Source organism: Hymenobacter armeniacus (assembly GCF_014699055.1).
GTDB lineage: Bacteria > Bacteroidota > Bacteroidia > Cytophagales > Hymenobacteraceae > Hymenobacter > Hymenobacter armeniacus.
On sequence record NZ_JACXAC010000005.1, the window covers coordinates 168,807 to 183,704 of the forward strand.

Consider the following 14,898-nt stretch of genomic DNA (forward strand, 5'->3'; position numbering starts at 1 on the left):
ACCGCAGTAATATTATTACTCTCGCCGTAGAGATGCTTCGACTACGCTCAGCATGACGTTCTTTTTGCTCTGAGCCCGTCTCATTCTATTGCCGCTAAATCTTGCGAACTTTGCCGGGCTATGAAAGTTGCCGCGCCGCCCTACTTGCGGCCGGCTTTGCCATTTAGAAGTATCCGTGCCCTACGAACGTTTAGACAGCTGCCCGGTGTGCGGCAAATCCGAGTTTCGCAACAAGCTGGTGGTGGAAGACCGCACGGTGAGCCACGAAAGCTTCGCCATTGTGCAGTGCACGGGCTGCGGCTTTCAGTTTACCAATCCCCGGCCGCAGGAGGCCGACATCGGCCGCTATTACGAATCCGACGACTACGTGTCGCACAACAGCGCCGCCGGGGGGCTCGTGAACCAGGCCTACAAGGTGGCCCGCTTTTTCACCATGCGCCGCAAGGTGGGGCTGCTGAACAAGTTTGCGCCCCGCCGCGGCCAACTGCTGGATTATGGTTGCGGCACGGGCCACTTCCTGGCGGCGGCCAAGGCTGCCCGCTGGCAGGTGGCCGGCCTGGAGCCCAACGCCCGCGCCCGCGAAGAAGCCAGCCAGCGCCTCGGCCAGCCCATCGGGCAGGAAAGCCTGGCCCAGTTTCAGCCCGGCACGTTCGATGCGATTACGCTGTGGCACGTGCTGGAGCACATTCATACGCTGAATGAGACGCTGACTCAGCTCACGGCCCTACTGAAGCCCGACGGCGTGCTGCTCATTGCCGTGCCCAACGTGGAAAGCCTCGACGCCCAGCACTACCGCGAGCTGTGGGCGGCCTACGACGTGCCGCGCCACCTTTATCACTTTGCGCCCAAAACCATGGCCCAGCTGCTCAAAAAGCATAAGCTGGCCATCCGTCACACCTTGCCCATGCCCCTCGATGCCTACTACGTGAGCATGCTGAGCGAAAAGCACAAGGCCGAGCGCGCCGGCGGCTTGCTCACGGTGCTGAAGGCGGGCTACAAATCGAACCAATACGCCGAGCAGCACGAAGGCCAATATTCGAGCCTGCTCTACGTGGCCGGGCGGCGCACCCCGGCGGCCTGATGCGGCGGGCGGCGCGCCGGTGGGGGAGGGGGCTGGTGCTGGCCGCGTGGTGGCTGCCAACGGCTCACGCCCAAACCGTGCCCGCCACACCGGCGCGGCCCGACTCGCTCAAAACGCCAGCGCCGACCTTTGTGGTGGATACCGCCCGGCAGGTCACGGTCGTTAGCGCCCCGGCCGAGCCATCGGATGTGGTCACGCGGCCGTTGGCGTGGCGCATCGGGGCGGCCATTGTTGTTCTCACGCTTTCCACGCTGCTTCTGTATAATGTCCGTTCGCGCTGAACTGCTGGCTTTGCTGGCGCTGGTTGCCCTGCTTGATGGCTGCGCCGCCGTGGCCCCACCCCTGGGCGGCCCGCGCGACCGTACGCCCCCGCGCCGCATCAGCAGCTCGCCCGACAGCGCGGCCCGCAACGTGAGCCAGCAGTTCATCCGGCTCACCTTTTCGGAGCCCGTCGTGACCAAGGACCTGAGCAAAAACCTGCTCATCACGCCCCAGCTGCCCGAAGACAACCCCTACAAGCTGCGCGAAGACCGCAACTCCATCACGCTGCTCTTCGACAAGCCCCTGGACCCGAACACAACCTACAGCTTCAACTTCCGCGACGGCGTGGTGGACATCACCGAGGCACTGCCCGCCAAAAACGCCGTGCTGAACTTCAGCACCGGCGCCGTGCTGGATTCGGGCAAGGTGAGCGGCCTGCTCACCGATGTGCTCACCCTGCGGCCCGTGGCCGAGGCCAGCATCGGCCTCTACCGGGAGGCCGACACGGCCGGCGTGCGCCGCGGCCGGCCCTACTACACCACCCTCACCGACAAGGAAGGCAAATTCAGCCTCGGCTTTCTGAAGGCCGGGACGTATAAAGTTTACGCCGTTGGCGACAAGAACAACAACGGCCGCTACGACGACGGCGAGAAAATAGCCTACCTGCCGGCCCCCATTACCATCGCCGGCAGCACGGGCCAGCCCCTTACCCTCGCCTTCACCCGCCCCGACCGGCGCCCGCCGCTGCTCACCACCCGCACGCCCAGCCCCACGCAGGTGCGCCTGAACTTCAGCGAAGGCTTGCGCTCGGCGGTACTGGCACCGCTGGGCGGTACGGCCTCGGCCGAGGCCGTGACCGAAGCGGCCCAGCTTACCGACCGCGGCCGCAGCCTCGTGCTCTACAAAACGCCCGCCGTGGGCGACGGCCGCTACCTGCTCACCATGACCGACAGCACCGGCAACGTAGGCCGCGACACGCTGGCCGTGAAATTTCCGGTGCCGCCCGCTTCGGCCCGCAAAGTGGCCAACCCGCCGCTGTACTCCGTGGAAGGCTCGCCGCGCAGCGTGTTTCCCGAAGGCATGGTGCGCTTCCAGTTTGCCGTGCCCGTGCGCGTGGCTGCCGGCAAGCCCTTCGGCACGCTGGTGGAAGACTCCATCCGGCGCCGCCCCCTGCGCCTGCCCGCCGACGGCACCCTCAGCGCCGACCGCAGCCAGCTCACCGTGCGCTTCAACAGCCGGGCCAAAAACCGCCTCGACATCCTGCTCGACAGCACGGCCATTACCACCATCACCGGCCAGAACCTGCGCCTCAAACCCCTGCGCCTTGGCATCAGCCAGCAGGACGTGTCCACCAGCCTTGCGGGCACCATCAGCACCAAGGCGAAGAATTTTGAGCTGCAGCTGCTCGACGACAAATTCCAGGTAGTAGCCAGCTTGGTGTCGCCCAAAGGCCGCTATGTGTTTTCCGACATCGCGCCCGGCACCTACCGCCTGCGCGTGCTCATCGACGCCGACGGCGACGGCCGCTGGCGCGACGGCGACCCCAACCTGCTGCTGCCCGCCGAGCCCGTGTACCTTCACCCGCGCCCTCAGCAGGTGCGCGCCGGCTTCGACCTTGAGGAGCCGCTGAGCTTCTAATTCCCCTTTCTGGTTTTCAACTGAGGTCACCGGGCCCGGTCAGACGGCACCCGCCTTCCGACCGGGCCCGGTCCTTGTTTGCCGCTGCTCAACGGCCGGGAAAGGCGCTGGTGTTGCCCTGGTGCGTGGATGTTACGCCTGCACGGCGTAGGGGAGGAGCGTGGCCCACCGGGCCGTTCACTCTCTCAGCAACGATTCTGTTTTAATGATTGGCCGCACAGCTCGGCCCTGGCGCTATACAGGAGTTCGGAGGCGGTTTCATGCGCCTTAAAGGCCCCGTTTCCCCCATTTCGTGGAAAACTTATGCCTGATTCCAGTAACTGAGGTCCATTTTGGGCACTAATCCACCGTTTTTCCACGGGCTTTTCCACACGGTTTTGACGGTGTGGGAAATTTCGGGGATAACCTGGTGGAAACATTGGGCTAGCCGGGGGATAAAGCGGGCACAAGTTTTTTTGGTCGTTTCCCGCTCCGCACAGGGGTTTTTCCACGGGGATAACCGGGGATAACTTCTCCGGGCCAGCGGCCCTTCCCACATGCCCATTTGGGCGGGGATAATAAAAATGTGGAAACCCCGTCCGGATGTTGAAAAATCAATCAAGTGTTTGTTAAACAGTATTTTATTATCCACAATGCCGGTGGATAGTGGGTGGAAAAGGCTCACGTTACCCCCACGTTTTCCCCGCTGGGGATAACCCTTTCGGCTTATCCACTTATCAACGTCCCTAATGAGTGGAAACAAAAAGAGTTTTTTAGAAAAAATTTAATAAAAAGTTAAGGTTGGGGAAAACGCGACTCAAGCGTTTTGTCCTGGTTCAAAGGTTTGGGACGCGCTTCAGGTACTTGGTCCCGGCTCAGGGGTCGGCCCGGGCCGCAAGCGTTTGGCTCGGGTCAGAAAGAAGTAGTCCGACTCAGGATTTTCCGGCGGCTCGCCGGGGAAGGGTTTTCCACCTGCTCCCACCGGTTTTCCACTGCTTGCGTACAAACCGGGCACACCTCCCCTATTCTGGAATGCCGTTCGACTACACCCTCGATTTCCATACCGTTGACTTTCGCCAGCACCCCGAACTATATCGCGTGGGCCGGGGCGAGCAGGGCGTACTGCTGGTGCAGCCCTACAAGGGCGAAATTTTGCCGCACTGGCGCTTCAAAGACGCTGCGGCGGCCCGGGAGTCGTCGGAGACGATTTACGGCTTGTTTGAGGCTTATTTGAAGACCCACGATTTTGTGGGCGCTGACATGGCCCGCAAATTCATTCAGATGGGCTTTACGCGGGCCCGGCGCTACGCCAACCACAAAGGCGGCAAGAAATACGCCGGCCCCGTGCCCGACAACAAAAAAGGCCAGAGCGGCGCCCACGGCCGCGCCGAGTTGCCCCGCACCACGCACCCCGACCCGGACAAGGTGGAGGCCGCTGCCATTTTCAAGCGCAAATGGGACGAGGCCAAGGCCAATCCCGAGTACCTGCGGCAGAAGGAGGCATTCATGGAAAAGTATGGCAAATAATGATTAGTGGTTAACGGCTAGTGATTAATGGCTCAGATGCACAATCATTAACCACTAACCGTTAACCACTAATCAATACAACCCTACCTTTGCCTACTACCCTTCACCCCAACGCCATGAGCACTCCCCAATCCTCCAGCATCGAGGAAAACGAAATTATTCTGGGCACCGGCATGGGCCCGTTGCGCTTTGGCGCCACCATGGACGAGGTGCGCACCCTAGTGGGCGAGCCCGAAGAAATTGAAGAGTCCGACGACGACGACGACTTCGAGCACCAAGCCTGGAACTACCACGAGGAAGACTACCTCCTCTCCCTCTACTTCGACCGCGAAGACGACTTCCGCCTGAGCTGCATCGAAACCGACAACCCCAACATGCGCCTGTTCGGCGAGGCCATCTACGGCCGGAGCATCGACCAGGTGAAGGCACTCATGCAGCGCCACAGCCAGCCCACGCCCGAAATTGAAACCATGGAAGAGGGCGCCGTGCGCCTCTCCTACGAGAAGTCGATGATTGACCTGTACTTCGAAGAAGGCGAGCTGCAATTCGTCAATTTCGGCGTCTTCATCAACGACGACATGGAGGTGCAGTGGCCCAAGTAATTGCTTGGTTATCCACATTTAGTCTTGTTTTTGCTGTGGATAAGTGGATAAGTAACTAAAAACAGTGGGGTTATCCCCCAGATTTTGCGTTTTGCTAGCACGCACCCGGTTTGCTAACAAGGCGAGCAAACAAAAAGGCTGCCCCGTTGAGGAGCAGCCTTTTTGTTTGTGTAAGCGTGGCGCAAGCTAGCCCAGCACCGCGCGGAACAGCAGGAACAGCAAGCCCGAGAGCACCATGGTGACGGGCAGCGTGAGCACCCAGGCCAGCGCGATGTTGCGCACCATGCCGGGGTTGATGTTCTTCACGCCGCGGCTGGCCACCATGCTGCCCGCGATGCTCGACGTGAGCACGTGGGTGGTCGAAGAGGGAAGCTTCAGCCAGGTGCTGGCGCCAATCATGGCGGCGGCCACCAGCTCGGAGCTGGCGCCCTGCGCGTAGCTCAGGTGCTCCTTGCCGATGCGCTCGCCGATGGTTTTCACGATGCGCTGCCAGCCTATCATGGTGCCCACGGCCAAGGAAAGGCTCACCATCAGCAGCACCCACCAGGGGGCGTAGTCGGTGAAGGTTTTCATCTCCTTGGTGGCGTCGTCGTAGGTTTTGCGGTCGGCCGAGCTCAGGCTCACTTTCTCGGAGCCGAGGAGCTTTTTGGCTTTGCTGGTGAGCAGCAGCACGTCGCGCCGAATCTCGAAGCGCGTTTGCTGGGGCAGTTGCTTGATGTCGGTTTTGCCGGCGAAGATGCGGTCGAGGTCGGCGGTTTCGGCCTGTATTTCGGCCAGGGTTTTCTGGTCGTTGGGGCTGAGGTCGGCTTGGTTGACGCGGCTCATCACGTACTCCACCTTGGTGAGGGACCCGCGCAGGTCGAGCGGGTTCTTGGTTTCGTCGAGAGCAAAGCGGAAGGGCACGATGCCAATCAGAATCAGCATCACCAAGCCCACGCCCTTTTGGCCATCGTTGGAGCCGTGAAAGAAGCTCACCAGCGTGCAAGTCGTAATCAGGGTGAGGCGAATCCAGAGGGGCGGGGGCTTGCGCTTGTGCGGCTCCTTAAAAATGGCCTTGCTGCGCACGAAGCGCTTGAACAGGAACATCAGGCCGATGGTGAGCGCGAAACCCAGCAGCGGGCCCACGAGCAAGGCAATGCCGGTTTCGCCGGCCTTGCTCCAGTTCACGGCCGCGCCCTTGGACTCGGGCAGCAGCGAAAACGCGATGCCCACCCCCAAAATGGACCCGATGAGGGCGTGCGAGCTCGAAGCCGGAATGCCGTAGTACCAGGTGCCGACGTTCCAGATGATGGCGGCCAGGATGAGCGCGCCCACCATGGAAATGCCGTGGTAAACGTTCTGGTCGACCAATGTTTCGACGGGCAGCAAGTAAATGATGCCCATGGCCACCCCGATGCCGCCGGCAAATACGCCGATGAAATTCCAGAAGGCAGACCAGACCACGGCCACCCACGGCCGGAGGGCGTTGGTGTAAATCACGGTGGCCACGGCGTTGGCCGTGTCGTGGAAGCCGTTCACGAACTCGAACGCGCAGGCCGCAAGCAGGCACAGGACGAGCAGAATAAGCACGTGAGGCTCTAAACCTAAACCAAACATAAAAGGCGGTTTTGTGGGAAATTGAGTGTAATCATGGGTCAAAGGTAGGGAGGTGGCTCACAGACGGCATGTTACCGAATTGTGAACAGGGGCCGGGGAGAATGCCGCAGAACGTGCTGCGAAAGGTAGCCGAAGCTTCTTTGCCGCGAGAGTGGGTAGGGCCTGCCCCGGGGAAATGTGCTGGCTGGGTTCGGCTGGGTGTTCTTTTAATGGGGTTCTAATCACGTTCCGGATTTCGCGCCTTCTACGCAGAAGTTTCAGCTTGCGCCACATCGGGCTACTTTTGCACGCATGAACCCAGCAGCAGAACCCGCGCAACTAAAAGATATCGTGGCCCACGCCAAGGAATACGGTTTCGTGTTCCAGTCCTCGGAAATCTACGACGGCCTGGCCGCCGTGTACGACTACGGCCCCAACGGCGTGGAGCTCAAAAACAACCTCAAGCGCCTGTGGTGGGACGCCATGACCCAGCTGCACGGCAACGTGGTGGGCATCGACGCCGCCATTTTCATGGACCCGCGCACCTGGGAAGCCAGCGGCCACATCGCCGGCTTCAACGACCCGCTCATTGACAACCTCGACAGCAAAAAGCGCTACCGCGCCGACGTGTTGCTCGAAGAAAAAGCCGCTGAGTACGAAAACGCCGGCGACCCCGCCCGCGGCGCCGCCCTCACCGCCGAGATGGGCCGCCTGCTCACGGCCAACGACTTGGCCGGCGTGCGCCAGCTCATCCTCGACGAGAAAATTAAGTGCCCCGTATCCGGCACCGGCAACTGGACCGAAGTGCGTCAGTTCAACCTGATGTTCTCCACCCAAGGCTCGGCCGTGGACTCGGAGGCGCCGCCCGTGTACCTGCGCCCCGAAACCGCCCAGGGCATTTTCGTGAACTTCCTGAACGTGCAGAAGTCGGCCCGCATGAAAATTCCGTTCGGCATTGCCCAAATCGGCAAGGCTTTCCGGAACGAGATTGTGGCCCGGCAGTTCATCTTCCGCATGCGGGAGTTTGAGCAGATGGAGATGCAATTCTTCGTGCGCCCTGGCACCGAAGGCGAGTGGTACGACACCTGGAAAGCTGCCCGCCGTAAGTTCCACGAGGCCATTGGCCTGCCGGCCGAGAAGCTGCGCTTCCACGACCACGACAAGCTGGCCCACTACGCCAAGGCGGCCGTCGACATCGAGTTTGAGTTTCCCTTCGGCTTCAAGGAAATCGAGGGCATTCACTCCCGCTCCGACTTCGACCTGACCCAGCACCAGAACCTGAGCCGCAAGAAGCAGCAGTACTTCGACGCCGACATCGACCCCGCCACCGGCAAGGCCTACGGCAACTACGTGCCCTTCGTGGTCGAAACCTCGGTGGGCGCCGACCGTCTGTTCCTGGCCACGCTCTGCAACGCCTACCAGGAAGAAACCATTACCGAAGGGGAGGGCGAGGCCCAGCAAACCAAAACCCGCACCTTCCTGAAGCTGCACCCGGCCCTGGCCCCGGTGAAAGCCGCCATCTTCCCGCTGGTGCGCAAAGACGGCATGCCCGAGAAAGCCCAGGAAATCTTCGACGCGCTGAAGTATGACTTCCGCCTGGTGCTGGAGGAGCGCGACGCCATCGGCAAGCGCTACACTCGCCAGGACCTCATCGGCACGCCCTTCTGCATCGTGGTCGATGGCCAGACGCTGGAGGACAACACCGTGACCGTGCGCCACCGCGACTCGCGCGAGCAAACCCGCATGGCCATCTCGGAACTGCGCGCCTACATCGGCGAGGCCGTGAGCCCCCGCCGCATCTTCGAGCAGCTATAGGAACGGGCCTCTGTCGTTGCGAGGCCGCAGGCCGTGGCAATCCGTCCTGTTCTCAGCGAGCAGCCTTCTAGTGTGAAAAGCCCCGGTTCTGCCATGAGCCGGGGCTTTTTGTTTGCGTTTTGTCGCCTCTCGAAGCTAGTCGCAGGGAGAGGACGGATTGCCGCGCCGCACTGTGTTCCGCTTGCGATGACAAAGGCGCGCCCGCCCTTGGCGTAACTTTGCGTTTTTGCAGGGTTTTATGTGGGAACAGCTCGCCGTCTTCATCATCCGGTTTCGCCTGTCGCTGATTGCGGTGCTGGCCGCCATCACCGTGTTCATGGCCTGGAAGGCCAAGGACGTGGAAATGACCTACGACTTCGCTCAGGTGGTGAGCGAGCAGGACCCGGACATGATTTACTTCAAGCAGTTCAAGCAGCGGTTTGGGGAAGACGGCAACGTGCTGGTTATCGGCATGCAGGACAGTTCGGTGTACAAGCTGGGCAACTTCAATGAGTTCCGCATCCTCACCGATACCCTGGCCAAAGTAGAAGGCGTGAACGGGGTGCTTAGCGTGAGCAAGCTGCTCAACATCAGCAAGGACACCGCGAATAACAGCTTCAAAGCCGCGCCCATTTTCCGGACGCCGCCCCGCAGCCAGAAGCAGCTCGACAGCCTGATGCGCGTGGTGAACAGCGTAGAGTTTTACAAGGGCCAGCTCATCAGCCCCACCACGGGCGCCACGCTGCTGGCCCTCACCATGGACCCGAAATACCTGAACTCCTCGAAGCGCCAGGCGGTGATGAACAACATCTTAGGCTTCTCGGAGAAGTTTGAGAAGAAAACCGGCATCAAGCTGCACTACGCCGGCCTGCCCTACGTGCGCTCCACGATGACGAGCAAAGTGGCCGGGGAAATGAAATTTTTCACCATTCTGGCCATGATTGTGACCGGCATCACGCTGCTGGTGTTCTTCCGCACGTGGTCGGCGGTGCTGTTTCCGCTCATTGTGGTGGGCGTCACCGTCGTCTGGTGCATCGGCTCCATTGTGCTGCTGGGCTTTAAAATCAACCTATTAACGGGGTTAATACCGAGTATCATCATCGTTATCGGCATCCCGAACTGCACTTACCTGCTCTCGCGCTACCACTACGACTACCGCAAATCGGGCAACCAGATGCTGGCCATGACGCGGGTAATCCGCAAAATCGGCCTTGTCACCCTCATGAACAACACAACCACGGCCGTGGGCTTCATTGTGTTTGCCTTCACCGACATTGCCATTCTCTACCAGTTTGGCTTGGTGGCCACCATCAACATTTTCGCGGCCTTCGTCATCAGCTTCATCCTGATTCCGGCCGTGTTTACCTACCTGCCGCCGCCCACGCCCAAGCAGCTGGAACACCTCGACGCCAAGCCGCTCACCAAGCTCCTGGAGTTTTTCGACTACCTCGTGCTCGACCGTCGGCCCACGGTCTACATTGCGGCCCTGGTGATGGTGGGCATTGCCGCCATCGGCATCTCGCGCATCGACGCCGTGTCGTACATGGTCGACGACTTGCCCAAGAAAAGCTCCGTGAACGCCGATTTGGCCTTCTTTGAAAGCCACTTCAACGGCGTGATGCCGCTGGAATTTGAGGTGGATACCCACAAGAAGCGCGGCCTGCTGAAGCTGAAGAACCTGGAGAAAATCGACCAGTTCGAGAAGTTTCTGCGGACCCAGCCGGAGCTGTCGCCGCCCGTCAGCTTGGTCACCTTCCTCAAGGCCAGCACCCAGGCCTTCTACAACGGCGACCCCAGCTTCTTCCGCCTCCCGGACAATTCCGAGAAGAACTTCATCCTCAGCGCCCTGGCCAACTCCAAAGGCAACGCCGCCGGCGCGGGCATGAACAGCAAGCTCCTGCGCTCCTTCGCCGACAGCACCGGCCAGAAAGCCCGCATCAGCCTAAAAATCGCCGACATCGGTTCCCAGAACCTGGACACGCTGATGAACACGAAAATCATCCCGGAGATGAATCGCATCTTCAAAGGCACGGGCATGGACATCCGCCCCACGGGCACGACAATCATCTTCACGAAGGGCAACGAATACGTCATTCACACCCTCCAGGAGAGCCTGTTGATGGCTTTCGGGCTGGTGGGTTTGGTGGTGCTCATCCTGTTCCGCTCGTTTAAAACGGTGCTGTTTGCGCTCATCCCTAATGCCGTGACGCTGATTCTCACGGCCGGCATTATGGGCTATTTCAACATTGCGCTCAAGCCCAGTACGGCCCTGATTTTCGTGATTGCGCTGGGGATAGATGGGGATAACTCCATTCACCTATTAGCAAAATTTCGCCAGGAAATGGCCCTGAATGGCCAGCGCGTGCGCGAAGCCGTATCCGTGACGCTGAGCGAGGCGGGTACCAGCATGATTTACACAAGCATTGTGTTGTTTGTAGGGTTCAGCATCTTCGCTTTCAGCGAGTTTGGCGGCACCAAGGCCTTGGGATTGTTAATGGCGGCGTCGTTGTTGATAACGAACTTCTCCAACCTGATTCTGTTGCCCGCTTTGCTCGTGACGTTCGAGCACGGCAAGAGCAGCGACATCGACAACAACGCCCTCATCCGGCACTACGATGAGTCGTACCACGAGGAGGACGATGATGCCGACCTGAACCTGAAAGAAATGCACAAAGCCTCCGACTACGAAGGCGATTACTCGATTTAAATGAACGATGTAGAGACGCATATTTGCGTCTCGTCGTCCGCGTCGTGCGGGCCTCGTTTGCCCTGAAATTCTATCGATTACCGTTCAACGACGAGACGCAAGTATGCGTCTCTACATCGTTCTAAAACTGAACAATGAAATACCCCGAATACAAGCAGCCGCTCAACTACGGCCAGCTCGGCGAGGATGTCCTCGCCTGGTGGAAGGAGCACGGCATCTTTGAAAAGAGCGTGAGCAGCCGCGAAGGCCAGCCCACGTTCGTGTTTTACGAAGGTCCCCCGTCGGCCAACGGTGCGCCCGGCATCCACCACGTGATGGCGCGCACGGTGAAGGACATTTTCGGCCGCTACCAGACGCTGCTGGGCAAGCAAGTGCCCCGCAAAGGCGGCTGGGATACCCACGGCCTGCCCATCGAGCTGCAGGTGGAGAAGGAGCTGGGCATCACGAAGGAGGATATCGGCAAGAAAATCAGCGTGGAGGACTACAACCAGCGCTGCAAGGAAACCGTCATGCGCTTCAAGGCGCAGTGGGACGACCTGACCGAGAAAATGGGCTACTGGGTCGACCTCAACGACCCCTACGTGACCTTCGAGCCGGAGTATATCGAGAGCTGCTGGGCGCTGCTCAAGAAGCTCTACGACAAAGGCTTGCTCTACAAGGGCTACACCATCCAGCCGTACTCGCCGGCTGCCGGCACCGGCCTTTCGTCGCACGAGTTGAACCAGCCCGGCACCTACAAGGACGTGAAGGACACGACCGTGGTGGCGCAGTTCAAGGTGAAGCGAGATGAGAAGTCGGAAGAATTGTTATTCAGCCCTTCTCATCAGTCAGGTGATGTATACATCCTTGCGTGGACAACTACTCCCTGGACTTTGCCTGCTAACACGGGGTTAGCTGTTGGCAAGAACATTCAGTATTTGTTGGTTAATACCGTTAACCCGTACACAAATAAGGAGCAACAAGTAGTCCTTGCGAAAGCGTTATTCGGGAAGTATTTCTCGACTACTGAGGATAACAACCTGGACAATGTAGATTTCCGGTGGAATGTTGATGACCCAATCGTAGACAAAAAGGGCCTAGTTACCCGCTGGAACGTATTTGAAGAATTTACCGGTGCCGACCTTGTCGGTATCAACTACGAGCGACTGTTCGGCCCAGACCAAGGCTTCCCCCATTTCGAAGGGCAGGAGCGGGCTTTCCGCGTTATCAACGGCGACTTCGTGACCACGGAGGACGGCACGGGCATCGTGCACATCTCGCCCACGTTTGGCGCCGACGACTTCCGGGCCGCGCAGCTGGCCGACATCCCGGCGCTGATGGTGCCGGATGCCGAAGGCACGCTCGGCCCCATCGTGGACCGGACGGGCCGCTACGTGCCCCAAATGGGCGAGTTTGCGGGCCGCTGGGTGAAGAACTACGACGGCCACGACGAAACCGGCGCCGACTATAAAACGCTGGACGAGAGCATCGTCATCAAGATGAAGGGCGACGGCACGGCCTTCAAGGTGGAGAAGTACGAGCACACCTACCCGCACTGCTGGCGCACCGACAAGCCCGTGCTCTACTACCCGCTCGATTCCTGGTTCATCAAGACCACGGCGGTGAAGGACCGGCTCATCGAGCTCAACAAAACCATCAACTGGAAGCCCGAAAGCACCGGCACCGGCCGTTTCGGCAACTGGCTGGAGAACCTGGTAGACTGGAACTTAAGCCGCTCGCGCTACTGGGGCACGCCGCTGTCCATCTGGCGCACCCAGGACCGGACGGAGGAAATCTGCATCGGCAGCATCGCCGAGCTGAAGGCGGAGATTGACAAGGCCGTGGCGGCCGAAATCATGACCCACAACCCCTACGCCAACGGCGAAAAAGTGGACCTGCACCGGCCTTACGTCGACGATATTTTCCTCGTCTCGCCCACCGGCCAGCCCATGTACCGCGAGCCTGACCTCATCGACGTATGGTTCGACAGCGGCGCCATGCCCTACGCCCAGTGGCACTATCCGATTGAAAACGAGGGCCAGTTCCAGAAGAATTTCCCCGCCGATTTCATCGCCGAAGGCGTGGACCAAACGCGCGGCTGGTTCTTCACACTGCACGCCCTGGCCGTGATGCTGGAAGACTCCGTGGCTTTCAAAAACGTGATTGCCAACGGCTTGGTGCTCGATAAGAACGGCAACAAGATGAGCAAGCGCCTCGGCAATGCCGTCGACCCGTTTGCCACCATCAAGCAGTTCGGCCCCGATGCCACCCGCTGGTACATGATTGCCAACGCGCCACCGTGGGACAACCTCAAGTTCGACCCCGCCGGCGTGACCGAAGTGCAGCGTCGTTTCTTCGGCACGCTCTTCAATACGTACTCGTTCTATGCGCTTTACGCGAACCTGGACGAGTTTCAGACCAGCGAATTCGACCGCGTGCCGCACGCCGAATTGAGCGAGCTGGACCGCTGGGTGCTGAGCAAACTGCAGTCGCTGATTGTGGAAGCGCGCGGGCACCTCGACAACTACGACCCCACGAAGGCCGCCCGCGCCATCCAGGATTTCGTGACCGACCAGCTCTCGAACTGGTACGTGCGCCTGTCGCGCCGCCGTTTCTGGAAAGGCGAACTCACTCAGGATAAGCGCGCTGCCTTCGAAACCCTGCAGGAATGCCTGGTGGTGGTGGCGCAGCTGATGTCGCCCATCGCGCCCTTCTTCGGCGAGTGGCTGTACAAGAACATGACCGACGGCATGCGCGCCGAGGCCGTGGCCAAAAACACGCCCCTGGCCCCGGAATCGGTGCATCTGACGCTGCTGGTGGAGGCCGATACGGCCCGCATCGACCCGAAGCTGGAGGAGCGCATGGAACTGGCCCAACGCATCAGCTCGCTGGCCCACTCGCTGCGCAAAAAGTCGGTGCTGAAGGTGCGCCAGCCCCTGCAGCGCATCCTAGTGCCGGTGCTGAACGACTCGACCAAGGAGCAAGTGGGCCTCGTGGAGGACCTGATTTGCGCCGAAATCAACGTAAAGCACATCGAATTCCTCGACGACGAAAGCGGCGTGCTGGTGAAGTCGGTGAAGCCCAATTTCAAGCGCCTCGGCCAGCAATATGGCCCGCGCCTGAAGGCCGTGGGCGCCCGCATTCAGCAGATGACGGCCGCCGAAATCTCAAAGCTGGAGAAGGAGGGAAGCCTCGCCGTGGAGGTGGATGGCCAGCCCATCACGCTAGCGCCCGACGATGTGGAAATCCGCACCGACGACCTGCCCGGCTGGCTCGTGGCCACCGACGGCCCCCTCACCGTAGCCCTCGACGTGACCCTGACCGACGAGCTGCGCCAGGAAGGCCTAGCCCGCGAGCTGGTGAACCGCCTGCAAAATCTGCGCAAAGACTCGGGCCTGGAAGTGCAGGACAAAATCCGCGTCACGCTGGCTGACCAGCAGCCCGAGCTCACGGCCGCCGTGGCCGCGTTCGGCGACTACATCCGCACCGAAACGCAGGCCCTCGCGCTCGAATTCGCGCCCGAAATCAGCGGCGGCTCGGTGCTCGAATTTGATGACTACTCCGTGCCGGTTCGGCTGGAGGTCGCAACTACCTGAGGCTGAACGACTCGTTGGGAGGTGAAATCCCCGGCGAGTCCTCGGCCGCACAAACAATCAATAAGCTCGTCTTTGGTCGCACAAAGCCTCAGACAATCAGTTGTAAAAGGTACAAAAGGACGGTAATAAAACAGGCCGTCGCTCCCGCCACTTTTGGCC

Annotated in this window: 10 protein-coding genes; 8 read left to right on the top strand and 2 right to left on the bottom strand. The window is 60.3% G+C overall.

Translation table 11 applies throughout. The features are described from left to right. The first annotated feature begins 175 nt into the window (after nt 1-175). Genes IC234_RS15390 through IC234_RS15400 form a run of 3 tightly spaced genes read left to right on the top strand, consistent with a single transcriptional unit; the run spans nt 176 to nt 2,980 of the window. The gene (locus IC234_RS15390; RefSeq protein ID WP_190926273.1) at nt 176-1,081 is read left to right on the top strand and encodes a class I SAM-dependent methyltransferase; all 906 of its coding nucleotides are present in this window, start codon (nt 176-178) and stop codon (nt 1,079-1,081) included. Continuing rightward, nucleotides 1,081-1,362: a hypothetical protein gene (locus tag IC234_RS15395; protein ID WP_190926275.1), complete on the top strand. Its 282-nt coding sequence runs from the start codon at nt 1,081-1,083 to the stop codon at nt 1,360-1,362. The genes IC234_RS15390 and IC234_RS15395 overlap by 1 nt, the downstream gene beginning before the upstream one ends. Next, nucleotides 1,346-2,980 carry an Ig-like domain-containing protein gene (locus IC234_RS15400; RefSeq protein ID WP_190926277.1) on the top strand — a complete coding sequence of 545 codons (1,635 nt, stop codon included), beginning with the start codon at nt 1,346-1,348 and terminating at the stop codon, nt 2,978-2,980. Before IC234_RS15395 ends, IC234_RS15400 begins: the two co-directional genes overlap by 17 nt. Nucleotides 2,981-3,281: 301 nt before the next feature. On the opposite strand, the gene IC234_RS21890 is transcribed toward IC234_RS15400, so the two are convergent. Continuing rightward, nucleotides 3,282-3,611: a hypothetical protein gene (locus IC234_RS21890; protein ID WP_223827714.1), complete on the bottom strand. Its 330-nt coding sequence runs from the start codon at nt 3,609-3,611 to the stop codon at nt 3,282-3,284. Between the two features lie 380 nt (nt 3,612-3,991). On the opposite strand from IC234_RS21890, the gene IC234_RS15405 reads away from it, so the two are divergent. Both IC234_RS15405 and IC234_RS15410 read left to right on the top strand, forming a co-directional pair. Next, entirely contained in the window at nt 3,992-4,486 is a 495-nt protein-coding gene (locus tag IC234_RS15405) for a DUF4385 domain-containing protein (RefSeq protein ID WP_190926279.1), read from the top strand. 116 nt (nt 4,487-4,602) lie between these two features. Beyond that, nucleotides 4,603-5,088, top strand: coding sequence for a hypothetical protein (locus IC234_RS15410; protein WP_223827715.1), 486 nt, complete (start codon nt 4,603-4,605; stop codon nt 5,086-5,088). Between the two features lie 186 nt (nt 5,089-5,274). Here the strand turns inward: IC234_RS15410 and IC234_RS15415 are convergent, their stop codons facing one another. Then, complete coding sequence (locus IC234_RS15415) at nt 5,275-6,684, bottom strand: inorganic phosphate transporter (protein WP_190926281.1); 1,410 nt, start codon at nt 6,682-6,684, stop codon at nt 5,275-5,277. A gap of 291 nt (nt 6,685-6,975) precedes the next feature. Here IC234_RS15415 and IC234_RS15420 point away from each other — a divergent pair, with 291 nt between their 5' ends. The 3 genes from IC234_RS15420 (at nt 6,976) to ileS (ending at nt 14,739) form a co-directional block, all read left to right on the top strand. Next, entirely contained in the window at nt 6,976-8,478 is a 1,503-nt protein-coding gene (locus IC234_RS15420; RefSeq protein WP_190926283.1) for a glycine--tRNA ligase, read from the top strand. Between the two features lie 238 nt (nt 8,479-8,716). Next, a complete protein-coding gene (locus IC234_RS15425; protein WP_190926285.1) occupies nt 8,717-11,164 on the top strand; it encodes an efflux RND transporter permease subunit in 2,448 nt (815 codons plus the stop codon). Between the two features lie 134 nt (nt 11,165-11,298). Beyond that, entirely contained in the window at nt 11,299-14,739 is a 3,441-nt protein-coding gene (gene ileS, locus IC234_RS15430) for an isoleucine--tRNA ligase (protein WP_190926287.1), read from the top strand. Nucleotides 14,740-14,898: the final 159 nt, after the last annotated feature.